This window comes from Nioella sp. MMSF_3534, from assembly GCF_030732985.1.
Classification (GTDB): Bacteria; Pseudomonadota; Alphaproteobacteria; order Rhodobacterales; family Rhodobacteraceae; genus Nioella.
This window is the reverse complement of sequence record NZ_JASHJX010000016.1, coordinates 57186-79237: the sequence shown is the minus strand read 5'-3', so window position 1 is coordinate 79237 and position 22052 is coordinate 57186. Positions and strand designations below refer to the sequence as shown.

The 22052-nt window shown below is 65.9% G+C and carries 20 protein-coding genes; 13 read left to right on the top strand and 7 right to left on the bottom strand.

Going from position 1 to position 22052, the window contains the following annotated elements:
- Positions 1-236 precede the first annotated feature (236 nt).
- Positions 237-1175 (top strand): aminotransferase class IV, encoded by a 939-nt coding sequence (locus RBB16_RS08880; RefSeq protein WP_306045824.1) that lies wholly within the window; start codon positions 237-239, stop codon positions 1173-1175.
- A gap of 46 nt (positions 1176-1221) precedes the next feature.
- On the top strand, positions 1222-1677 hold the full coding sequence (gene hpaR / locus RBB16_RS08875; protein WP_306045823.1) for a homoprotocatechuate degradation operon regulator HpaR: 456 nt from the start codon (positions 1222-1224) through the stop codon (positions 1675-1677).
- 187 nt (positions 1678-1864) lie between these two features.
- On the opposite strand, the gene RBB16_RS08870 is transcribed toward hpaR, so the two are convergent.
- Together RBB16_RS08870 and RBB16_RS08865 are read right to left on the bottom strand one after the other, a co-directional pair.
- Positions 1865-3214, bottom strand: a complete 1350-nt coding sequence (locus RBB16_RS08870) for an aspartate aminotransferase family protein (RefSeq protein ID WP_306045822.1) — start codon at positions 3212-3214, stop codon at positions 1865-1867.
- The gene (locus RBB16_RS08865; RefSeq protein ID WP_306045821.1) at positions 3211-4005 is read right to left on the bottom strand and encodes an IclR family transcriptional regulator; all 795 of its coding nucleotides are present in this window, start codon (positions 4003-4005) and stop codon (positions 3211-3213) included. The genes RBB16_RS08870 and RBB16_RS08865 overlap by 4 nt, the downstream gene beginning before the upstream one ends.
- Before the next feature lie 122 nt (positions 4006-4127).
- Here RBB16_RS08865 and RBB16_RS08860 point away from each other — a divergent pair, with 122 nt between their 5' ends.
- From RBB16_RS08860 to hpaD, 8 genes are all read left to right on the top strand, one after another.
- The gene (locus RBB16_RS08860) at positions 4128-5069 is read left to right on the top strand and encodes a tripartite tricarboxylate transporter substrate binding protein (protein WP_371931226.1); all 942 of its coding nucleotides are present in this window, start codon (positions 4128-4130) and stop codon (positions 5067-5069) included.
- 69 nt (positions 5070-5138) lie between these two features.
- Positions 5139-5678 (top strand): tripartite tricarboxylate transporter TctB family protein, encoded by a 540-nt coding sequence (locus RBB16_RS08855; RefSeq protein WP_306045820.1) that lies wholly within the window; start codon positions 5139-5141, stop codon positions 5676-5678.
- A gap of 9 nt (positions 5679-5687) precedes the next feature.
- A complete protein-coding gene (locus tag RBB16_RS08850; RefSeq protein WP_306045819.1) occupies positions 5688-7205 on the top strand; it encodes a tripartite tricarboxylate transporter permease in 1518 nt (505 codons plus the stop codon).
- A 3-nt stretch (positions 7206-7208) separates the two neighbouring features.
- Positions 7209-8693, top strand: coding sequence for an aldehyde dehydrogenase family protein (locus RBB16_RS08845; protein ID WP_306045818.1), 1485 nt, complete (start codon positions 7209-7211; stop codon positions 8691-8693).
- 11 nt (positions 8694-8704) lie between these two features.
- Complete coding sequence (locus tag RBB16_RS08840; RefSeq protein WP_306045817.1) at positions 8705-9931, top strand: Tm-1-like ATP-binding domain-containing protein; 1227 nt, start codon at positions 8705-8707, stop codon at positions 9929-9931.
- Between the two features lie 162 nt (positions 9932-10093).
- Positions 10094-10486, top strand: coding sequence for a 5-carboxymethyl-2-hydroxymuconate isomerase (locus RBB16_RS08835; protein ID WP_306045816.1), 393 nt, complete (start codon positions 10094-10096; stop codon positions 10484-10486).
- Positions 10483-11994, top strand: a complete 1512-nt coding sequence (hpaE, locus tag RBB16_RS08830; protein ID WP_306045815.1) for a 5-carboxymethyl-2-hydroxymuconate semialdehyde dehydrogenase — start codon at positions 10483-10485, stop codon at positions 11992-11994. Before RBB16_RS08835 ends, hpaE begins: the two co-directional genes overlap by 4 nt.
- A gap of 44 nt (positions 11995-12038) precedes the next feature.
- The gene (hpaD, locus tag RBB16_RS08825) at positions 12039-12893 is read left to right on the top strand and encodes a 3,4-dihydroxyphenylacetate 2,3-dioxygenase (protein ID WP_306045814.1); all 855 of its coding nucleotides are present in this window, start codon (positions 12039-12041) and stop codon (positions 12891-12893) included.
- Between the two features lie 116 nt (positions 12894-13009).
- Here hpaD and RBB16_RS08820 read toward each other — a convergent pair whose 3' ends face one another.
- The 5 genes from RBB16_RS08820 to RBB16_RS08800 all read right to left on the bottom strand — a co-directional run bounded on the left by RBB16_RS08820 (position 13010) and on the right by RBB16_RS08800 (position 18477).
- Complete coding sequence (locus RBB16_RS08820) at positions 13010-14020, bottom strand: Ldh family oxidoreductase (protein ID WP_306045813.1); 1011 nt, start codon at positions 14018-14020, stop codon at positions 13010-13012.
- A 10-nt stretch (positions 14021-14030) separates the two neighbouring features.
- On the bottom strand, positions 14031-14654 hold the full coding sequence (locus RBB16_RS08815; RefSeq protein ID WP_306045812.1) for a DUF3726 domain-containing protein: 624 nt from the start codon (positions 14652-14654) through the stop codon (positions 14031-14033).
- Positions 14651-16348: a hypothetical protein gene (locus RBB16_RS08810; protein WP_306045811.1), complete on the bottom strand. Its 1698-nt coding sequence runs from the start codon at positions 16346-16348 to the stop codon at positions 14651-14653. The genes RBB16_RS08815 and RBB16_RS08810 overlap by 4 nt, the downstream gene beginning before the upstream one ends.
- A gap of 69 nt (positions 16349-16417) precedes the next feature.
- A complete protein-coding gene (locus RBB16_RS08805) occupies positions 16418-17119 on the bottom strand; it encodes a GntR family transcriptional regulator (RefSeq protein WP_306045810.1) in 702 nt (233 codons plus the stop codon).
- Positions 17116-18477: a formimidoylglutamate deiminase gene (locus RBB16_RS08800; RefSeq protein WP_306045809.1), complete on the bottom strand. Its 1362-nt coding sequence runs from the start codon at positions 18475-18477 to the stop codon at positions 17116-17118. Before RBB16_RS08800 ends, RBB16_RS08805 begins: the two co-directional genes overlap by 4 nt.
- A gap of 79 nt (positions 18478-18556) precedes the next feature.
- Here RBB16_RS08800 and hutI point away from each other — a divergent pair, with 79 nt between their 5' ends.
- The 3 genes from hutI to hutG are packed head-to-tail and all read left to right on the top strand — an operon-like array spanning position 18557 to position 22052.
- On the top strand, positions 18557-19738 hold the full coding sequence (gene hutI / locus RBB16_RS08795) for an imidazolonepropionase (RefSeq protein WP_306045808.1): 1182 nt from the start codon (positions 18557-18559) through the stop codon (positions 19736-19738).
- A complete protein-coding gene (hutH, locus tag RBB16_RS08790) occupies positions 19735-21261 on the top strand; it encodes a histidine ammonia-lyase (protein ID WP_306045807.1) in 1527 nt (508 codons plus the stop codon). The genes hutI and hutH overlap by 4 nt, the downstream gene beginning before the upstream one ends.
- Positions 21258-22052 carry an N-formylglutamate deformylase gene (hutG, locus tag RBB16_RS08785; protein WP_306045806.1) on the top strand — a complete coding sequence of 265 codons (795 nt, stop codon included), beginning with the start codon at positions 21258-21260 and terminating at the stop codon, positions 22050-22052. The genes hutH and hutG overlap by 4 nt, the downstream gene beginning before the upstream one ends.

Here is a 22052-nt window from a genome sequence, read left to right as displayed (position 1 = left end):
GGGGTGGAGCAGCCCGGTAGCTCGTCAGGCTCATAACCTGAAGGTCGTAGGTTCAAATCCTACCCCCGCAACCAAAATAAAAACACAAAATCAATATGTTGAACGCCGCCCAAGGGCGGCTGTCCGCGTTCCGGAACAAACCGGAACTGCGCGCCAAACCCGAAACGGGCTTGCCAATTCGAGTTATCCGCGCCCCAATGGCGACATTGTGCGAGACGACCGGGGACGACATCAGAATGACCGACAGCCATGCCACCACCCATGACGCAGAAGAGGATCGTCGCAACCGCGATATCCGGATCTACGTGAATGGAGAGATCGTGCATCGGGATCAGGCCAAGGTCTCGGTCTACGATTCGGGCTTCATGCTGGGGGACGGCATGTGGGAGGGGATGCGGCTCTACGATGGGGTCTGGGCTTTCTTCGACGAGCACATGGATCGCTTCTTCGACAGCTGCAAGGCGGTGAGTCTCGATCCCGGCATGGATCGGGCCGGGATTGCCGAGGCGCTGCGGCGGACCGCCGAGGCCAATGGCATGACCACCGATGTGCATTGCCGCCTGATGCTGACCCGTGGCGTGAAGGTGAAGCCGTTCCAGCATCCCTCGCTCAGCCGGTCGGGGCCGACGCTGGTGATCATCATGGAGCATTCCAAGCCGGTGGAGCGGCTGCAATCGGCGGGCATTCGTCTGGCGACCGTGCCGCAGGTCAGGGGGTTGCCGCACAGCCAGGACGCCAAGTTCAACAGTCATTCCAAGCTGAATTGCGTCATTGCCTGTCTGCAGGCCGAAGCGGCCGGGGCGGATGAGGCGCTGATGCTCGACCCGCATGGTTTCGTGAACACCACCAATGCCTGCAATTTCTTCATCGTCAGGAAAGGCGAGGTTTGGACCTCGACGGGCGATTATTGCATGAACGGGGTGACGCGTCAGAAGGTGATCGACCTGTGCCGCGCCAATGGCATCCCGGTGCGCGAGAAAAACTACTCACTCTACGAGGCCTTTGGCGCTGAAGAGGCCTTCCTGACCGGCACATTCGGGGCGCAGACGCCTGTGGCCTCGATTGATGGAAAGCCCATAGGGTCTGGCGAACGGCCGGTGACGGCGCGCATCAGGGGGCTCTACAAGGCGGCCATCGCGGCGCATGTGGCCGAGCGCAAGGGCGTTGCCCTGTGACGTCATACGGCTTGAGCCTTGGGGGTAAACCGGGGTAACTGGACCCATGACAAGCTCCGACCGTTCAAATCGCCCCGAAATCCGCCGGACCAGCCGATCGCTGCCGATTGCGCTGTTGCGCGCGCGGGAAACCGTAATGGGCCCGATCCGCGAGATGCTGGCGCAAAGCGGCATCAATGAGCAGAAATGGCGCGTGTTGCGGGTGCTGGACGAGGAAGGCCCGATGGAACAGACCGCGCTGGCGGCGCGGGCCTGCCTTCTGCTGTCGAGCCTGACGCGGATCCTGAAGACGATGGAGGGCGAGGGCCTGCTGTCGCGCGAGGCGGACAGGGCGGATCGGCGCAAATCCATCGTCAGCGTGACCGACAAGGGCCGCGGGTTGATCCGGACCCACCTGCCGGAGGCCGAGGCGCTCTTTGCCGCGCTGACCGCGCGCTACGGGGCGGAGCGGATGGAGGAGCTGCTGGACCTTCTGGAGGAGCTGCACGGGCTGGAGGGCTGAGCCGACAGCGGTTTCGCCGCCTGCGGCACCGACCCGGGAGCGGGCCTCCTCACCCTCCCTTGCGGGAGGGATCGTCGGCCCGCGTTGCCACGGGATATCCGGGAGGGCTGTGCCTTTGGGGAGGGGCGGTGCCGGTCTCTGCCGCGGGATGCCTCCGGCGGGAGTATTTGGGCAAAGAAGAAGACCCTCAGAGCGAGCGGAAGCCCGCGTCGAGCGCGTCAAGGATTGTCTCGACATCTGTTTCGGTGAGGATCAGAGGTGGGGACATGATGATGTTGGGCCCCGAGACGCGGACCATGGCGCCGTGGTCGTAGGCGACCTCTTGCACTTTCGCGGGCATCGCCTTGTCGGGGGTCTTGGTGGCGCGGTCCGAGACCACCTCGATCGCGGTCATGAGCCCGTGGCCGCCGCGCACGTCGCCGATCATCTGGTGGCGATCCATGAGCCTCTGCACCCCCGCGAAGAGCTGCGCGCCACGGGCGGCGGCGTTGGCGGGAACATCGAGGCGGATCGTCTCGTTCAGGCAGGCAATCGCCGCCGCCGCGCCCACGGGGTGGCCGGAATAGGTGTAGCCGTGGCCGATGGCGGCGGCGCCGGTGGCGTCTGTCTCGAAGACCTCGGCGACCTTGTCCGACAGCATCACCGCGCCGAAGGGGAAATAGCCGTTGGTGATCGCCTTGGCGGTGCACATCATGTCGGGCTGCACGCCCCAGTGGCGGCTGCCGGACCAGTCGCCGCTGCGCCCAAACGCCGTGATGACCTCATCTGCGATGAGCAGGATGCCGTTGCGTGTGCAGATCTCGCGCACCATCGGCATGAAGCTTTCGTGTGGAACTATGACGCCGCCCGCGCCGAGGATCGGTTCCATGATGAAGGCGGCGATGCTGCCCGCGCCCTGGAAGGCGATCTCGTCCTCGAGCGCCGCCGCGCAGAGGCTGGCGAGGCGCGCGGGGTCGGTTTCCCCGAACGGGTTGCGGTAGGGGTAGGGGGCCGGGATGTGGACGCAGCCGGGCAGGAGCGGTTCGTACTGGGTGCGGAAATTGGCGTTGCCGTTCACCGAGGCGCCGCCGAAATGGGTGCCGTGATAGCCCTTCTTGAGGCTGAGGAACTTGGTGCGGCCGGGCTCGCCCCGCACCTTGTGATATTGCCGCGCGAGGCGCAGGGCGGTTTCCACGCTGTCCGATCCGCCCGAGGTGTAGAAGGCGCGGGACAGCCCGTCGGGGGCGAAGAACTCGGCCAGCATCACGGACAGCTCGATCGCCGCGTCGTTCGAGGTGCCCCGGAAGGTGGAATAATAGGGCAGCACATCCAATTGCCGGGCAATGGCGTCTTTCACCGGCTGGCAGGAGAAGCCGAGATTCACGTTCCACAGGCCGCCCACGGCGTCGATGGTTTCATGCCCGTCGATATCGCGGATGCGTACGCCCTCGGCCCCGGTGATGATGCGTGGCGGGTGGGCCATGCTGTCGGCGGGATGGGCCATCGGGTGCCACAGGTGGCGGGCGTTCATTTCCTTGAGGAAGTTCGAGTCTTTCATGGCGCGGTCTCCGGTGCGGCGGCGTCAGCCCATGCGGCGGCCAGCGCGGGCGGGATGGTGCCGCCCCAGTTGGCGCTGATGGTCCGGGCTGCCTTAATGAGTTCGGTGAGGATGGTGGTCTGAAGCTCTGGCGTGACGCGGGAGGACACGGCCGCCACGGCCACGGCCCCGGCAACGCCGGTGCTGTCGAAAAGCGGTGCGGCGAAGCCGGTGACGCCGGTTTCGAAGGTCTGGTTCGAGATGGCGACCCCGCTGGCGCGGGCGCGGGCCACGGCGGCTTGCAGGTCTTCGGGGCTGCGGGCGGTGGTGTCGGTAAAGGCGGGCATGGCGGCGCGCGCGCGCTTCATGAGGTCTTCGTCCCCGAAGGCGAGCGCGGCGATGCCCGAGGCGGTGGCATGCAACGGCAGGCGTGATTCATGAAGCACCACGCGGGCCGAATGCTGCGGGGCCTCGTGATGGGCGAGCGTGGTCAGCCCGGACGCATCGAGCAGCGAGGCATGCGCGGTTTCGCCCGTGGCCTCGGCCAGCCGGGGCAGGGCCACGCGCAGGCCCGCGCGGCGCGGCAGGGTCACCTCGCGCATATGGGCAAGGCGCAGGACGGCGGGGCCGATGCGGTAGGCGCGGGTGGCCGGGTTCTGTTCCAGAAGCCCCGCCGATTCGAGCGCCGAGAGGTGGCGGAAGGTCGTTGCCTTGTCGCGGCGGGCGAGTCGGTGGAAATCGCTCAGCCCGATCTCGGGCCGGTCGAGCGAGAAGAAATCCAGCAATTCCATCGCCTTTGCGATCGTGGACATGGGGCCTCCCTGCGGCGTCGGGGCCGCGGTTTGCGAAAAGGATTGACGGGGATTGGTTCGCAATGCAAGCTGTTTTTAAACCAATGGTTTGAATAATGAACCAATACATCAGGGAGTGCAATATGAAGACAATGCTCAAGACCGTCTGCGCGGCGGCCCTGGCGACGGTGGCCCTGGGTGGGCTGGCGGCGGCGGATTACCCCGAACGCCCGGTGGAATTCGTGGTGCCCTGGCCGCCGGGCGACCTGGAGGATGTGCTGACGCGGATGATCGCCGACGATTTCCAGGAGGCTTACGGCGTGCCGGCGGCGGTGGTGAACCGTCCGGGCGGCGGGGGCGGTCCCTTCCCCGGCGCGATTTCCGTGGCGACGGCCCCGGCGGATGGCTACACCATCGGGTCCTTCATCATCGCGATCCCGACCGTGGGACCGAACCTGGGCATCCCGGAGCTTAGCCCCGATCCGTTCGAACCCATCGGCATCTTCCTGACCTATCCCTTCGTGATCGCAGCCAGCGCCGATGCGCCCTATTCCACGATGGAAGAGCTGGCCGCCCACGCGCAGGACAATGACGTGACGCTTGGCCATTTCGGTGCGCCGCTGGTGCCGACGCGGGTGACGATGGCGCTGGCCGCCTCGCAGGGCTTCAGCTTTGCCTCCGACGCGGCCTTCGACGCGCTGGATTGCAATACGCTGGCCTCGGGCGATGCGGATGTGATCAACACCACGGTGCAGCTGATCCTGCCCTGTCTGGACAGCGTCAACGTTCTGGCCTCGATCGGGGCGGAGCGGATCAGCCTGACGCCCGACGCGCCCACGGTGGCGGAGCTTGACCCCTCGCTGAACGTGGCGCTCTGGAACGGGCTCTTCGTGCATCGCGACACCCCGCAGGAGGTGCGCGAAAGGATCGCGGAAGTGGCGCAGGCCACGGTCATGAGCGAGCGGGCGCAGGCGCTGGCGGAGGAAACCGGCGCGCTGGTCTACTGGCAGGATGCCGAAAGCGCGACCGCCCAGATTCAGGCTGATATCGAGACGCTCGGCACGATTTCTGGCATGCTCGACTGACCTGGATGATGGGTCGGCCCTGACGGGCCGATCCGCAATTTTGTTGGAACAAAATTGGGGCGCGCGCGGATGGGGCGGTTTGAAACCCTGCAGCAGATGTTCAGGCGGTATCGTCGGCCAGGGGATCTGGTTTTTGCGACGGTCTTTCTGCTGTTCGCCATATGGCTGGCCAGCCAGCTGCAGAACCAGACGATCTGGGCCAACGGCCAGCAGCTGTTCGCGCAGCCCCGGTTCTGGCCTGCCGTGGGTGTCTTCGGCATGGCCGGGTTCGGCGCGCTTCATTTCCTCAGTTCCGTTGCCTCTGACCGCATTCCGGGTCGCTGGCCAGAGGTGGGGGCGTGGCTTCGGTCGCTCGAATTCGTCGCCTGGTTCCTGGCCTATGTCTGGCTCGTTCCCTGGGCGGGGTATTTGCTGGCGACGCTGGTCTTCATGGCTGTTCTCACGATCCGCATGGGGTATCGCGACTGGCGCATGATCGTTGCCGCCATGGCGACCGGGCTGGCCATCGTGCTGCTGTTCCGGACCTTCCTTCAGGTGCGCCTGCCGGGTGGGCAGCTTTATCATCTGCTGCCCGATGGCCTGTCCACATTCATGCTGACCTATTTCTGAGGCCCGGTAATGGACCTTTTTCTTTCCAGCCTCGACACGCTCGCCCGGCTCGACGTGCTTCTGGCCCTTCTGGTGGGCTCGATTGGCGGTGTCATCATCGGGGCCATTCCCGGTGTCGGCGCGGCGGTGGCCATTGCCATCCTGCTGCCCGCGACCTTCAGCTTTGATCCCATCGTGGGGCTGACGGTGCTTTTGGGCATCTATGGCTCGTCCATGTATGGCGGCGCGATCCCGGCCATCCTGATCAACACGCCGGGCACGGCGGTGAATGCGCTGACCACCTATGACGGCTACCCAATGACACAGAAGGGGCAAGCGCGGCGGGCATTATCGCTGGCCTACTCTGCGTCCTTCTTCGGGGGTGTCCTGTCGATCATCTGCCTTATCCTCCTGTCGCCGGTTCTGGCCTGGATCGCGCCCATGTTCGGCAGCCGCGAGATTTTCCTCGCCGCGCTTCTGGGCATCATCCTCGTCGTGCTGGCGCATCGCGGGCAGGTTTTTGCCGCCGGAATGCTGGCCAGTTTCGGCATCTTCCTCAATTCCGTGGGGCTGGAGCCGGTGCGCTATTCCCGCCGCTATGCCTTCGATCAGAGCTGGCTGGCCTCAGGCTTTGATCTGATCGTCGTGGTGCTGGGGCTTTTCGCCATTTCGCAGGCCTTCATGCTGCTGGTCGACAAGGACGACGCACCCAAGGCGCAGCGGGTGGAGGGCAGCCTTTTTTCCGGCCTCAAGGAACTTTTCCGCTTCAAGCGGGTGGCGACGGTGTCGTCCGGTTTCGGCGTCCTTATGGGAATGATCCCCGGCGTGGGCGAGTTCACGGCGCAGTTCCTGAGCTACACCTACGCGCGGCGCACGTCCAAAACGCCAGAGGCGTTCGGCAAGGGCAGCCCCGAGGGGCTTGTCGCCTCGGAGGCGGCCAATAACGCGGTGCCGGGGGCCGCGATGATCCCGCTTCTGGCGCTGGGCATTCCCGGCGAGGCGCTCACCGCGATGATGCTGTCGGTCTTTTACGTGCACAACGTGGTGCCGGGGCCGGGGCTTTTCCAGAACGACATGGATTTCGTGGTGGCGCTTTATATCGTCATGCTGCTGCTGAACGTCATCGTTCTGGGCTTCCTGATGTTTTCCACCAACTGGCTGACCAGGATCATCCAGGTGCCGACGCGGTTTCTGGGGGTGGTGATCCTGACGCTCAGCTTCGTGGGGGTCTACAGCTTGCGCAACTCCTTCACCGATTGCGCGATTGCCAGTGTCTTCGGGGTGCTGGGGCTGGTCCTCAAGCGGCTGAACCTTCCGGTGGTGCCGATCATCCTGGGCATGGTTCTGGGCGGCATCATGGAGGTCAAGCTGCGCAGCGCCATGGCCCGCGTGCGCACGCCCTGGGACATGATCGACAGGCCGATTGCCTTCATCCTCTTCTGCGCGATCCTGCTGGTGATCGGGCTGCATATCCGCACGCTGGTCAAGGAACACCGCGCGCGGATGGAAGAGCCCGACCACGACATTCACGATTCCCACACGAGGTAAGCCATGGATCAGGCCAGCATCGACGCGCTGCGGGCGCAGCCGGTTCCCGCGCAGGGGCATTTGATCGGGGGGCAGGTGGTGCCCGCCTCGGACGGGGGCGAGATGGAGACGACCTCGCCCATCGACGGGACGGTGCTGACGACGCTGGCAAAAGGCACGGGCGCGGATGTGGCGCGGGCCGTGGCGGTCGCGCGCGAGGCGTTCGAGGACGGGCGCTGGTCGCGCCAGCCCCCTGCCGCGCGCAAGAAGGTCCTGCTGAAATGGGCCGCGCTGATCGAGGCCGAGGCGCTGGCGCTGGCGGTGATGGGCGTGCGAGAGAACGGGACCGAGATTTCCATGGCCTACAAGGCCGAGGCCGGTTCGGCGGCGGCCACGATCCGATATTACGCCGAGGCCGTCGACAAGCAGTATGGCGAGATCGCGCCGACGGCTGAGAACGTGCTTGGCCTCGTGCACCGCGAACCGGTGGGCGTGGTCGGTGCCATCGTGCCGTGGAACTTCCCGCTGATGATCGGGGCGTGGAAGCTGGCGCCTGCCCTGGCGGCGGGCAATTCCGTGGTGCTGAAGCCGGCGGAAACGGCCTCGCTTACCCTTCTGCGCATCGCGGCGCTGGCGCTGGAGGCGGGGCTGCCGCCCGGCGTGCTGAACATGGTGACGGGCGAGGGCCCGGTGGTGGGCGAGGCGCTTGGCCTCTCCATGGGCGTTGACGTGCTGGCCTTCACAGGCTCGGGCGCGACGGGGCGGCGGCTTCTGGACTATGCCGCGCGGTCCAATCTCAAGCGCTGCGATCTGGAGCTTGGGGGCAAGTCGCCCAATGTGGTCTTTGCCGATGCGCGGGATCTGGCCACGGCAGCCAAGGTCTCTGCGGCGGGCATCTTCCGCAATGCGGGGCAGGTCTGTGTGGCGGCCTCGCGCCTGCTGGTGGAGGAGAGTATCCATGACGACTTCGTCGCGGCGCTGGTCTCGGCGGCGGAGGCGTTCCGGGTGGGCGATCCCCTGTCGCTGGACACCCAGATCGGCGCGGTGCATTCGGAACGGCAACTGGCGCAGAACCTGCGCTTTGTATCAGAGGCCGAGGCGGAGGGCGCGAAACGGCTGACCGGCGGCGGGCGTATTCTTGAGGATACCGGCGGCACCTACATGGCCCCCACGGTCATGGCGGGGGTCGCGCCCGACACGCGGCTTTCGCAGAACGAGGTCTTCGGTCCGGTTCTGGCGGTGACGCCCTTCAGGACGGAAGGCGAGGCCGTGCGGCTGGCAAACGGCACCGACTATGGCCTCTCCTCCGGCGTCTGGACGCGCGATCTGTCCCGCGCGCACCGGATGATCCGGGCCATCCGCGCGGGCGTGGTGCATGTGAACACCTATGGCGGGTCGGACCTGACCGTGCCCTTGGGCGGCGTGGGCCAATCCGGCAATGGAAGCGACAAGTCGCTGCACGCGCTGGCGAAATATGAGAACCTGAAAACGGCGTGGATCCAGCTTTGAGCGGGGGAAAGATGGCGGACAAGACCATTCTGGTGGTGGGCACCTACGACACCAAGGACGACGAGCTGCTCTACATGGCCGAGCGCATCCGCGCGCAGGGGGGCGGGGTGCTGACCATGGATGTCTCGGTTCTGGGCGATCCCTCGCAGCCCACGGACATCTCCAAGCATGACGTGGCCAAGGCGGGCGGGTCAAGCATCGAAGCGGCCATTGCCTCGGGTGACGAGAATACCGCGATGCAGATCATGGCGCGCGGCTCGGCGGCGCTGGCGGCGCGGGCCTGGGCCGAGGGGCGGTTCGACGGGGTGGTGGTGTTGGGCGGCTCCATGGGCACGGACCTGGCCCTTGACCTGTGCAGCGCGCTGCCGCTTGGGGTGCCGAAATACATCGTCTCGACCGTGGCTTTCTCCACCCTCATCCCGGCGGAGCGCCTGCCTGCCGATATCCAGATGATCCTTTGGGCCGGGGGGCTTTACGGGCTGAATTCGGTCTGCAAATCCTCGCTCAGCCAGGCGGCGGGCGCGGTTCTGGGGGCCGCACGGGCGGTGGAGGCGCCGGACAGGTCGAAGCCGCTCATTGGCATGACCAGCCTTGGCAAATCGGCGCTGAAATACATGGTCTACCTGAAGCCGGAACTGGAGGCGCGCGGCTATGAGGTCGCCGTGTTTCATGCCACCGGCATGGGCGGGCGGGCGTTTGAATCGCTGGCCGCGCAGGGGGCCTTTGCTGCCGTTTTCGACTTCTGCACGCAGGAGCTGGGCAACCACACCCATGGCTCGGACGTGACGGCGGGGGCCGACCGGCTGACGAATGCGGGCAAGGCGGGCATTCCGCAGCTGGTCTCAACGGGCTGCTATGACCTGGTGGATCTGGCCGGATGGCGCGGCATCCCCGAGAAATGGGCCGAGCTGCCGAGCCATGCCCATAACCGGCTGATCACTTCGGTGGTGCTGGACGCGGAGGGGGTGCGCGCGGTCGCCCGCGCCCATGGCCGGGCACTGGCGGAGGCCAGGGGCGAAACCGTGCTGCTGTTGCCGCTTGGCGGATGCGGCGAATGGGACCGGCCCGGCGCAGACCTGCACAACCCCGACGGCCTCGCGGCCTTCTGCGAGGAGATGCGCGCAAGCTGCCCGGCCAATGTGCGGCCGGAAGAGGTCGATGCCCATATCAACGATGCGGCCTTTGCGGCAAGGGCGCTTGAGATCTTCGATGATTGGCGGGCGCGCGGCCTGGCCTGACGGGATGCACGGTTTGATCCTGGCGGGGGAAGGGCCTTCGAAGGCCCTTGAAAAAGCGGTTTCGAAACCGCTTCCCGCCCGGATCAGAGGGAGCGCAAAAGATCAGGCTTGACTCCCTTCATGCATTTGCTTAACAAAGCAAGTAAATAGCGGGAGGCCGAAGTGCCACATATCACCGTCGACTATTCGCCCAACATGGAAGACCGCGCCGACATGGCCGCGCTCTGTGACGTGCTGCGGCAGGCCGCCATCGACACCGGTATCCTGCCGATGCCCGGTATCCGCGTGCGCGCCATCCGCGCCACCCATGTCAGCATCGCAAATGGCGATCCGCAGCACGGCTATGTCGACATCAGCCTGCGCCTGCGCGGCGGCCGTTCCGATGAGGCAAAGCGCGCCGCCAGCGCCCATATCTTCGCCGCCGCCGAGGCCTTCCTTGCCCCGGCCATGGCACGGCATTCCATCGCGCTTTCCTTCGAGATGCGCGACATCGACCCCGATCTCAGCCCCAAGACGGGCACGATCCGCGACCATCTGCCGAAGGAGCTGTCATGACCGATCTTGCCACCCACCAGGCCAAGCTGGACGGCTACCTTGCCCGGTTCCGCGACACGGGCGTTCTGAACCAGATCGGGGGCGAAGCGCGGCCTGCCGTCTCGGGCGCGACATTCGACAACCACTCGCCGGTGGACGAAAGCTTCATCTGCCGCGTGGCGCGGTCTGGGGCGGAGGATGTGGACGCGGCGGCACGCGCCGCCAAGACGGCCTTTCCCGCCTGGCGCGACATTCCCGCATCCGAGCGCAAGGCCATCCTGCACCGGATCGCCGACGGCATCGTCGCACGGGCCGAGGAAATCGCGCTTTGCGAATGCTGGGACACGGGGCAGGCCTATCGCTTCATGTCGAAGGCGGCCCTTCGCGGCGCCGAGAACTTCCGCTTCTTCGCCGACCGCGCGCCCTCGGCCCGCGACGGGCAGGCGCTGCCCTCGCCCACGCTGATGAACATCACCACCCGCGTGCCCATTGGCCCCGTGGGGGTGATCACCCCGTGGAACACGCCCTTCATGCTGTCCACCTGGAAGATCGCGCCGGCGCTGGCGGCGGGCTGCACCGTGGTGCACAAGCCCGCGGAATTCAGCCCCGTGACCGCGCGCATCCTGATGGAAATTGCCGAAGAGGCGGGCCTTCCATCCGGCGTCTGGAACCTTGTGAACGGGTTCGGGGAAGATGCCGGAAAGGCCCTGACCGAACATCCCGACATCAAGGCGATTGCTTTCGTGGGAGAGTCCAAAACCGGCTCCATGATCATGAAACAGGGGGCCGACACGCTCAAGCGCGTCCATTTCGAACTGGGGGGCAAGAACCCGGTCGTGGTCTTCGAGGATGCCGATCTGGACCGGGCGCTCGATGCGGCGATCTTCATGATCTATTCACTGAATGGCGAACGCTGCACCTCGTCCTCGCGGCTGCTGATCCAGGACAGCGTGGCCGATGGCTTCCTTGAAAAGCTGGCCGCGCGGGTGAGAAACATCCGAGTTGGCAACCCGCTCGATCCCGCCACCGAAGTGGGGCCGCTTATCCACAAAACCCATTTCGACAAGGTCTGTTCCTATTTCGACAAGGCCCGCGCCGAGGGCGCGGAGATCGCGGCTGGCGGCGCGCGGGAGGGCGACACCGGCTGGTTCGTGCAGCCGACACTCTTCACCGGAGCCACGAACGCCATGGCCATCGCGCAGGAGGAAATCTTCGGCCCCGTGCTGACCGCGATCCGGTTCGCGGACGAGGACGAGGCGCTGCAGATCGCCAATGACATTCCCTATGGACTGACGGGCTATGTCTGGACCAACGACCTGACCCGCGCATTGCGTTTTACCGACAGGCTGGAGGCGGGGATGATCTGGGTGAACTCGGAAAACGTGCGCCACCTGCCGACCCCGTTCGGCGGGGTAAAAGCCTCCGGCATCGGGCGCGACGGCGGCGACTGGAGCTTCGAATTCTACATGGAACAAAAGCACATCGGCCTTGCCACCGGCCAGCACAGTATCCCGCGCCTCGGCGCCTAATCATCGTCAGGAATCGCGCGCCCATAACGACGAGGAGGAAAGAGATGGGAGAGATCGTTCTCGCCGCCAAGATGACCCATGTGCCCACCATGCTCATGTCCGAGCAGGAGGGGCCGATCCAGGGCAAACGGCAGGCGGCCATCGACGGGCACCGAGAGATTGCCCGCCGTGCAAAGGCGCTGGGGGCAGACACGGTGGTGATCTGCGACACCCATTGGGTGATAAACGCCGGGTTCCACATCAATGCCAACAGCCGGTTCGAGGGGCTCTTCACTTCGAACGAGTTTCCGCAGTTCATCCAGAACCTGCCCTATGGCTATGACGGCAACCCTGCGCTTGGCGATGCGATTGCGGCGGAGGCCACGGCGCGTGGCGTCCATACACTGGCCCATCACCTCGACAGCCTGGAACTGGAATACGGCACGCTTGTGCCGATGCGTTTCATGAGCCGGGAACACGAGATGAAAGTGGTTTCGGTTGCGGCCTGGTGCACGGTGCACGACCATCAGGAAAGCCGTGTTGTGGGCGAGGCCATTCGCGCAGCGGTGGAAGCGTCCGACAGCAGGGTGTTGCTGGTCGCGTCAGGGTCGCTCAGCCATAAGATCTGGGCGAACAAAGACTATGCCGCCAATAACGGCACCTTTACCATCAGCTCCGAGTTCAACCGGCAGATGGATCTGCATGTGCTGGACATGTGGCAGCGGGGCGATCACGCAACCTTCCTGAAGATGCTGTCGGACTATGCGCAATTCTGCTGCGGGGAAGGGTCCATGCATGACACGGCGATGCTTTACGGGGCGCTTGGCTGGGACAGCTATGACAGGCCCTGCGAAGTGGTCACGGAATATTTCCCCAGTTCCGGCACCGGTCAGACCAATGTGATCTTTCCCGTAGGCTGACCGCCAAGAAGGATTTTCCAGAAAATCCTTCGCAGGCCGCAAAGCAGAATTTTCCGGAAAATTCTGCCAGAACTGAGGCTGGAAAACTCTTCTGGAAGAGTTTTCCAGCTTAGGTGTCATCCCAACAGAGCTTCAATCCGCGCCAATGTCGCCGTGCTGACCGCAACACCCTCTGCCGCCGCCTTGATCCTTTTGGATTTGCGTCCATCCCCGGGCAGGCGGGCGCCATCCTGCGCGTGGATGGCATCGGTGAGCGCCGAGACGCGATCTGCAAAGCCGCCGCCAGATGTCGCTCCGGGGTCGATGGCAATGAAGAACTGTCCGGTTTTGGGTGGCCCACCTGCCGTTCCGGAAAAGGGCGAGGCATCCTTGCCAAGCGTCGCGCCCGCCAGCGCCGCCGCCATGGTTTCCACCAGCAGCGCCACGCCAACCCCCTTGTAGCCGCCCGACGGTGCCATCGACCCTTTCAGCCCGACCTCGGGGTCAGTGGTCGGGTTGCCCTCTGCATCCAATGCCCATCCTTCCGGGATCGGTTTGCCCTCGCGCGCGTGTTTCATCACCTCGCTTTTCGCGATGGTGCTGGCCGACTGGTCGATCATGATGGCGGGCTGGCCATCCGTTCCGGGCACCGCAAGCGAGAACGGGTTTGTCCCGACAACCGGTTTCGACCCGCCCGAGGGCGCAATCGACGCGGGCGCGTTGGTGAAGCCCAGACCAACCAGCCCGGCCTCGGCCAGCCGGGTCGTATGATAGCCCAGAACCCCGCAATTATAGCTGTTGCGGATCGCCAGCGCCGCAATGCCCTGTTCGCGGGCCAGCGGGATCAGTTCATTAAACCCCATGTCGATTGCGGAATGGGCAAATCCGGTGGCGGCATCCACCGTGATCACGCCGGGGCGGGGGATATCCATGACCGGCTTGGCCTGCCCGTCCACCTTACCGCATTGCACATGTTCCGCGTAGATCGGGATATAGGCGAGGCCATGGCTCGCCACCCCATCGGCCTCGGTTGCGGCGGTGGCGATGGCCAGCGGGCGGGCATTCCCGGGGCTGGTGCCTGCAGCCACAAGGGCACGGAATGAGAGATCCTCGATCTCGTCCAGGGTCATGGTGCGGGTGTCTGACATCTCTCTCTCCTCAATCATTGTCTGTCAGGCCCGCCCCGGCCCCGGCAAGGCGCGAGGCCTCGGTCGCGGGCGCGCGGGTGCGGGCGGCGTAGATGCCGAGCGAGACCAGGATCATCTGGTCGGACTCGGCGCGTGTCTTGTGGGGGGACCGGGCCGGGATCGGACCGCCGAGCGTCAGGGTCACGTCCGACATGGGCGGCGGGGTGTCCAGCGATACGGCATCGCCATCGGTAACCGCATGGCCGCCGTCCCAGGACAGGGTTACCGATTGGCCCAGGTCTTTCGCAAGCGCCGCTGCGAAGGGCAACAGGAAGACCGGCAGGGCCACGCGCGTCAGGGTCAGCGGCATCGGGGCAGCCGGCCCGAGATCGGACAGCACAGCCCCGCAGGCAACCGGGCAAAGCCAGCCCTCAGCCCCGTGCCAGTTGCCATCCAGCCGCTCTGGCCCGGTCTGCGCGTGCCCTTCCTCATCATGGCGGAAAAGCAGCGCCACCAGCGGATCACCGGCGTCAATCCCGCGTGCACAGAGCCACCGGGTCGCCTTCGCGGCCTCTTCGGCCATGCCCCAGCACAGGCCTGCGCCCCTTGCCGCCGTCTTGGCGAGGCTCTCGGTTTCGTTAAGGGACAGGCTCATATGTCTGACTCTGGATACACCCAGAAATCCGCGTTGTCCTCGGTCAGCTCGGGCGGGTAAGGGGCGCCCGCGAACATGGTGATGCGGATCCAGCGGTCGGACCGGGGGTCGAAGCTGGTCGCGCCGAAGAAGGACAGCTTGGCGCGCAGCATGTCGATGGGCAGCATATCTGCCCCGATGGTGTTGTCGCGGATCTCTCCAAAGGGGGCCTTGGCGGCGATCTGGACACGACGGGCGCTGTGGCGATGTTCGGGACGCTTCAGAAGGAATGTGGCCAGCGGTGTATCGTCTGGCCAGTCCGCAAGCGTCGAATAGAGCATCGCCGCGTCCCGCCCCGGTGCGAGCGGTTGCTCATAAGGCTCGATGGGCTCCTCATGACGCTCGCCAAGGCGGGGTTCCAGTTTCTCCTCCGACACATACCAGGCCCGCGCGGTGGCCTCCGGGGCGGTCCAGTCCGTTTCCACGGCCCAGGGAAACTGCTGTTCGATCAGGGCCTTGACCCGGTGCAGGGGCATGGACCCATCAAGACGGAACCCGGCCTGTTCCACGGCAGCCATGCAGGGGCCGAGACCGTCGATGATGTCGCCATAGGGTTCCAGCATCAGCGAGACCAGAAATTCCTGCCCCTCAAAGGACAGATTGCCTTCGGCCCATGCATGGAGCTTGTCCCATGGATGATCGGCGTCGAGCCCGTCCGCGACATGCGACAGCAGGCGTGACAGATCGGCCCGAAGGTCCGCAAGTCTCGCCAGTTGAATCGGATGTTCGGTTCGCCAGGTTTCAATCGCGGTGACGCTGCGGCCTAGAAGGTCACGGAACAGTGCCTTGTCATCGGTCGTGGCGGAGGGCAGGGCGCGGACCCGCGCCAGCGCCGTTTCCCGCACCAGTATCCAGTTGTTCAGCAGCATCGGGTGATTGACGAGGAACGGCGCCATGCCGAGGCCGGTGGAATTGCCGATCCCGAGGCGGCGCGCAAGGAGGGGGTCCAGCGACACCGCGCTCTCGCCGCCCTGCACCCGCGCCATATGCTCCACCATGTCCCGCACGAACCAGCGGGTCAGGTAGACCGACAGCATTTCCGCCTGAAAGGGGGCGGCCATTTCGGGGCGGTCGGCAATCACGTCGCGATCCGCCGCGCCGAATTTGCCGGAGCCATAAACGGCCGTGGTGCGCATCAGATAGCCCACTTCCGCAATCGTCTGCGGGTCGGGTTGCAGGCCTTGGGACAGTCGATCCACCACATGTGTCCACAGACGTACTGACCGATTGGCTCGGGAAAGCGACAACTCGCTTTCACTTATGCGACCTGCTTCCTGCACCGGCACATTTCGGGACAGCCGGGCGATATCGGCGCGGTCCGGCACCCCGTCAAACAGCGTGAATGTCGCGTCCCAGGCTTCGGCAATCACCCGGTCGGACCGCAGGTGGTCGGGCAGGTCATGGGCAAAGGCGATCAGGGAATAGCTCCGCTCCGGCCCGGTGGCGGTGTAGACGGCATGGCCCACGCCATTGTCATCCACCTCGAATGCCCTTCGCGTGAACTGCCAGTCTTCGCGGGCCAGCCTGCGGGTCAGTTGACGCATGAAGCTGAGCCTGCATTGGTGCAACGACCCAAGACGCGCCAGCCGCATCACCTGTTCCGGCGGGCGCAGGGCAGCCTCTTTTATGTCCGTGTCTGTTGCGTGACCGCTCATCGCGCGTTCCTCCCACCCCGGCGCAGCATGTCCGGCGCGCGGGCCCAGGTCAAACCCGCAATCCGACGCTCAACCGGCAATAGGCGACACGATCCGGTGACCGGGCATGTGCCAGAGCCTGACAAATGTCACCGGCGCGTCAAGGCCCCATGTGCTGCGTTCCAGTGTCAGAAGCGGCGTGCCTTCGGTGACATCCAGCGCGCGGGCCTCGTCCGGGCCGCAGGGCTGTGCCGAGATCGCCAGTTCCCCGCGTGCGACCGGAACCGTTTCCAGCAGCCATTCATTGGCGCTTTTGCGGCTGAAATCATGGTGTTCCGCCTGAGGCACGGCGGCAAGGTTGATCCAGCGATCTTCCAGAACATAGGGGGCACCGTCAGCCAGGTGAATGGCGGAGAGATGCAGGGTGCGGGCAGCGTCGCCAAGCCCGAGCGCATAGGCCACGCGCGCGGGCGGGCGGGCGGTGCCGTGGGTCAGTAGCGCATAACCATAACGCTGGCCGCCTGCTTCGATCTCCTGCCGGATGACGGGGATCTCGATGACCGCCTTGCCGACCGGGTGCAGCGCCACGCGCGTGCCGGATTTGCGGCGGCGTTCCACCAGACCGGCCCCGGCCAGTTCCCGAAGCGCCCGGTTCACCGTGGTCCTCGCACAGCCGAATTCGGTGGCCAGATCGGCCTCGTTCGGGATCAGGTCGCCGGGTTTCCACTGGCGGGCGCGGATGCGGCGTCGCACCTCGTCCTGCACACCTTGCCAAGTATTGGTGTCGCTCATGTCGCGGCCCGAAGGGTTCTGACCGCCACCCGGTAGGCGGTTTCGATGGTATCGCGGTGGATATGGCGGCCCTCGTGCACCATGTGGCGACCCGCGGACCAGACGTCGCGCACCATACGGTCATCTCCTGCGAAGATGTAGCTGTCGAGGATGGTGTCGCCGGTCATTCCCTCAAGGTCCGGGTGGGTCATGTCAAGCGCCAGCATATCGGCCCAGTTGCCAGCAGCAAGCGCGCCCGTTTGCCGCCCTGCAGCTGCCGCCCCACCCGTGTTGATCGCGTCGAACAGCCTGCGCCCGGTTGAAGACGCGGGCGTTGCCAGCGCGGCGCGGGAATGATCACGCAGGCGCTGGCTGGTGTCGAGCTGGCGCAGCTCCTCGGCCAGGCTGATGCGGATATTGCTGTCGGAGCCAATGGCAATGCGCCCGCCCGCATCCATCCAGCGGATGCCGTCGAAAATGCCGTCCCCAAGGCTCGCTTCGGTCAGCGGGCAAAGGACGGCGGTTGCGCCGGACCGGGCCAGCCCCTCGGTTTCATGCGGGTCCATCTGGGTGCAGTGGATGAAATGCCAGCGGTGGTCTGGGTCGAGCGTATCAAGCACCCATTCGACGGGGCGTTTGCCGGTCGCGGCCAGTACCTCCTCCACCTCGGCTTTCTGTTCCGCCAGATGCATGTGGATCGGCCCGTCGGGGGCGAGTTGTGTGACCTGCCGGATGCCTTCTGGGGGAGCGGCGCGCAGCGAATGGGGCGCGATCCCGAAACCCCGGTCGGCGGGGCCAGTCGCGATGCGCGCTCTGGCCTCCTCGGCCAACCGGGCAAAGCGCTCCGCGTCGTTGCCGAACCGTTGCTGGCCCGAGGTCAGCCCTCGCCCGTCCAGCCCGCCGGTCTGGTAGAAGACTGGCAGCAGCGTGAGCCCGATGCCCGAGAGATCCGCCGCCGCCGCGATCCGGTCGCTGAGTTCCGAGAGCCGCGCATAGGGGACGCCGCCGGGCTGGTGATGCAGGTAGTGGAATTCCACGTTGGTGGCATAGCCCGCCTCCAGCATCTCCATTTGCACGAAGGCGGCGATGGCCTGCACCTGCTCGGGTGTGATCTGGTCCAGGAAACGGAACATCAGCTGCCGCCAGGTCCAGAACGTATCGCGCGGGTCGGGGCCGCGGCGCTCGGTCAGCCCGGCCATGGCGCGCTGGAAGGCGTGGGAATGGGCATTGGCCGGGGCGGGCAGAAGGCACCCCACCCGCGTGCCCTGCGGCGCGGCATCGGGCGTGACGCTGGCGATGCGGCCCGCGTCCAGCGTGACCAGCACGTTCTGCTGCCAGCCATCGGGGGTCAGCGCGGTTTCGGCCCAGACATGTTCCATGGTCAAATCCCTGCTTGACTCGAATATGTGCATACATAATGCTGTCTGGCAGGGATTAATCAAGCGAAATGAGTCGATCATGCTTCTGGTGAACGCGACGGTGGCCACGATGGGCGAGGGCGCGCCCTACGGGCTGATCCCCGACGGGGCGGTGCTGCTGGAGGGCGACCGGGTGGCCTGGGTCGGGTCTCGGTCGGACGCGCCGCAGGCCGAGACGCGCGACATGGGCGGCCGGCTGATCACGCCGGCGCTGATCGACTGCCACACCCATCTGGTTCACGCAGGCGACCGCGCGCGGGAGTTTGAACTGCGCCTGCAGGGGGCGAGCTATGAGCAGATCGCGCGTGAAGGTGGCGGCATCCTGTCGACCGTGACGGCCACCCGCGCGGCGAGTGTTGAGGAACTGGTCGCGCTGGCCCTGCCGCGTCTGGATGCGCTTTTGAAAGAGGGTGTAAGCGTCGTCGAAGTGAAATCGGGCTACGGCCTGACCATCGAGGCTGAACTCAACATGCTGCGCGCGGCGCGGGCGTTGGAACTGCACCGCCCGGTTAAAATCGTGACAAGCTTCCTCGCCGCCCACGCGGTGCCGCCGGGGGCCGAGCCGGACGCCTTTATCGACGAGGTCTGCATCCCCGCGCTGCATCAGGCCCATGCGGAGGGGCTGGTCGATGCGGTCGATGGCTTCTGCGAAGGGATCGCCTTCACGCCCGCGCAGATCGAACGGGTGTTCGAGGTGGCCAAGGCGCTTGGTCTGCCAGTGAAGCTTCATGCGGAACAGCTCTCCCATCTGGGTGGCACGCAATTGGTTGCGCGCTATGGCGGGCTGTCGTCGGATCACGTGGAATACGCGACCGAGGCCGACGCGCGGGCGATGGCCGAGGCGGGCACCGTCGCCGTCCTTCTGCCCGGGGCCTTCTACACGCTGCACGAAACGCAGATGCCTCCAGTCGATGCTTTCCGCGCCCATGGTGTGCCGATGGCGCTGGCGACCGACGCGAACCCCGGATCGTCGCCGATGTTCTCGCTGCTGCTGGCGGTGAATATGGGCTGTACCCTGTTCCGCCTGACCCCGGAAGAGGCGCTGCGGGGCGTAACGGTGAACGCGGCAAAGGCGCTTGGGCTTTCTGATTGCGGGCAGATCGCGGCGGGCAAGCGCGCGGATCTGGCGGTCTGGGACGTCAGGCAACCGGCAGAACTGGCCTATCGCTTCGGGTTCAATCCGCTTCACGAACGCTGGACCGGCGGGGAGGTCGTGGCATGATCCTGACCCCGGGCGCGGCGACGCTGAGACAGCTGGAGGCGGTGTGGCGCGGGGCGATACCGGCGCTCGATCCGGATGCCTATCCGGGCATCGAGGCCGCCCATACCGAGGTGCAGAAGGCTGCCGCCGGAGAAGACCCGGTTTACGGGATCAATACCGGCTTCGGCAAGCTTGCCTCGATCAAGATCGCGGCCAAGGACACGGCGGCGCTGCAAAGAAACCTCATCCGCAGCCATGCCTGTGGCGTCGGCAAACCGCTGGAGGAGGATACCGCGCGGCTGATGATGGCGCTGAAGCTGCTATCCTTGGGCCGCGGCGCGTCGGGCGTGGCGCCTGCCACGGTGCGGCTCATCGAGGGGATGCTTGCCAAGGGCGTCACCCCGGTCATCCCCGAACAGGGCTCGGTCGGGGCTTCGGGCGACCTTGCGCCGCTGGCCCATATGGCGCTGGCGATGATGGGCGAGGGCGAGGCGGTCTTCGACGGCCAGACCCTGCCGGGGGGCGAGGCGCTGGCCCGCGCGGGGCTGGAACCGGTCACGTTCGGCCCGAAAGAGGGGCTCGCGCTGATCAACGGCACCCAGTTTTCCACCGCTTGCGCTTTGGTCGGGCTCTTCACGGCCTGGGCCAACCTGCGCGCGGCAATCACGGTCTCGTCGCTCTCCACCGATGCGATCATGGGCTCCACCGCGCCCCTTTTGCCCGAGATTCACAGCCTGCGCGGTCAGCCCGGCCAGATCGAGGTGGCCGGGGCGATGCGGGCGCTGATGGAGGGCTCGGAAATCCGCGAAAGCCACCGTGAAGGCGACAGCCGCGTGCAGGATCCCTACTGCATCCGCTGCCAGCCGCAGGTGACGGGGGCGGCGCTCGACATGCTGCGCATGGCCGCTGGCACGCTGCGGATCGAGGCCAATGCGGTGACGGACAACCCGCTGGTGCTGCTTGGCGAGGGGCGCATCGTCTCGGGCGGAAATTTCCATGCGGAGCCTGTGGGGTTCGCCGCCGACATGATCGCCATTGCGCTCTCTGAAATCGGGGCCATCGCGCAGCGCCGCGTGGCGCTGATGGTCGATCCGACGCTGTCCTTCGACCTGCCGCCCTTCCTGACGCCCGCGCCGGGGCTGAACTCCGGCCTCATGATCGCCGAGGTCACGACGGCGGCCTTGATGAGCGAAAACAAGCATCTGGCCAATCCGTGTTCGACGGACTCCACCCCGACAAGCGCCAATCAGGAGGACCATGTCAGCATGGCCGCCCATGGCGCGCGCAGGCTTCAGCGGATGAACGCGAACCTGTCGCGGATTCTGGGCGTCGAAGCGATGTGCGCGGCCCAAGGCGTGGAATTCCGCGCGCCCTTGCAGACGAGCAAAGCCCTGCAAGGCGTCCTGGCGCGGCTGCGCGCGCGGGTGCCCACGATCAAGGAGGACCGCTACCTGGCACCGGACCTGGAAGCAGCGGGCGATCTGGTCGCCTCTGGCGCGCTGTGCGACGGGCTGGACCTGCCGGAACTGGAGGGCGCGTCGTGACCCCGGTTGAGGTTCAACAGGGCGATGGCCCCGTTATTCTGGGCCTGCCCCATACCGGCACCTTCGTGCCTGACGACATTCATGCGCGCCTGAACGCGCGGGGGCGGGAGTTGTCGGATACCGATTGGCATATCGAACGGCTCTATGACGGGCTTTTGCCCGGTGTCACCACCGTGCGCGCCACATTCCACCGCTACGTGGTGGATGCGAACCGCGATCCCTCCGGCGCGAGCCTATATCCGGGGCAGAACACTACTGGGTTGGTGCCGCTCACGGATTTCGACGGCGCGCCGATCTGGGCCGATCCGCCGCGCGACGCCGAGGTTGCGGCCCGAAGGGCCGCCTTCCACTCCCCCTACCACGCCGCCTTGCAGGCGGAGATGGAGCGGGTGCGCGCCGTGCATGGCGTCGCGATCCTCTATGACTGCCACTCGATCCGGTCGGTGATCCCGCATCTTTTCGACGGCTTGCTGCCGGATTTCAACATCGGCACCAATCTGGGCACCACCTGCGCGCCCGAGATCGAGGCCGCGGTTCTGGGCATCTGTGAAGGCGCGACCGGCTACACCCATGTCCTGAACGGCCGCTTCAAGGGCGGCTGGACCACGCGCCACTATGGCCGCCCCGCCGAAGGCTTCCACGCCGTCCAGATGGAACTGGCGCAATCCACCCATCTGACCGACGAGACCGCCGGTTGGGCCTATGCGCCCGAGAAGGCCGACCGCCTGCGCCCGCATCTGGGCCAAATCCTGACAACTCTGGCCGATCTGGCCCCCAAGCTGAAGGGCTGA

Bases quoted from the DNA above. Each gene is read 5' to 3' on its own strand.
- RBB16_RS08880 (WP_306045824.1), top strand. From the start codon at position 237: ATGACCGACAGCCATGCCACCACCCATGACGCAGAAGAGGATCGTCGC.
- hutH (WP_306045807.1), top strand. From the start codon at position 19,735: ATGATCCTGACCCCGGGCGCGGCGACGCTGAGACAGCTGGAGGCGGTG.
- hpaE (WP_306045815.1), top strand. From the start codon at position 10,483: ATGACCGATCTTGCCACCCACCAGGCCAAGCTGGACGGCTACCTTGCC.
- RBB16_RS08820 (WP_306045813.1), bottom strand. From the start codon at position 14,020: ATGTCAGACACCCGCACCATGACCCTGGACGAGATCGAGGATCTCTCA.
- RBB16_RS08870 (WP_306045822.1), bottom strand. From the start codon at position 3,214: ATGAAAGACTCGAACTTCCTCAAGGAAATGAACGCCCGCCACCTGTGG.
- RBB16_RS08815 (WP_306045812.1), bottom strand. From the start codon at position 14,654: ATGAGCCTGTCCCTTAACGAAACCGAGAGCCTCGCCAAGACGGCGGCA.
- hutI (WP_306045808.1), top strand. From the start codon at position 18,557: ATGCTTCTGGTGAACGCGACGGTGGCCACGATGGGCGAGGGCGCGCCC.
- hpaR (WP_306045823.1), top strand. From the start codon at position 1,222: ATGACAAGCTCCGACCGTTCAAATCGCCCCGAAATCCGCCGGACCAGC.
- RBB16_RS08845 (WP_306045818.1), top strand. From the start codon at position 7,209: ATGGATCAGGCCAGCATCGACGCGCTGCGGGCGCAGCCGGTTCCCGCG.
- RBB16_RS08810 (WP_306045811.1), bottom strand. From the start codon at position 16,348: ATGAGCGGTCACGCAACAGACACGGACATAAAAGAGGCTGCCCTGCGC.
- RBB16_RS08840 (WP_306045817.1), top strand. From the start codon at position 8,705: ATGGCGGACAAGACCATTCTGGTGGTGGGCACCTACGACACCAAGGAC.
- RBB16_RS08865 (WP_306045821.1), bottom strand. From the start codon at position 4,005: ATGTCCACGATCGCAAAGGCGATGGAATTGCTGGATTTCTTCTCGCTC.
- RBB16_RS08855 (WP_306045820.1), top strand. From the start codon at position 5,139: ATGGGGCGGTTTGAAACCCTGCAGCAGATGTTCAGGCGGTATCGTCGG.
- RBB16_RS08860 (WP_371931226.1), top strand. From the start codon at position 4,128: ATGAAGACAATGCTCAAGACCGTCTGCGCGGCGGCCCTGGCGACGGTG.
- RBB16_RS08800 (WP_306045809.1), bottom strand. From the start codon at position 18,477: ATGGAACATGTCTGGGCCGAAACCGCGCTGACCCCCGATGGCTGGCAG.
- RBB16_RS08850 (WP_306045819.1), top strand. From the start codon at position 5,688: ATGGACCTTTTTCTTTCCAGCCTCGACACGCTCGCCCGGCTCGACGTG.
- RBB16_RS08805 (WP_306045810.1), bottom strand. From the start codon at position 17,119: ATGAGCGACACCAATACTTGGCAAGGTGTGCAGGACGAGGTGCGACGC.
- hpaD (WP_306045814.1), top strand. From the start codon at position 12,039: ATGGGAGAGATCGTTCTCGCCGCCAAGATGACCCATGTGCCCACCATG.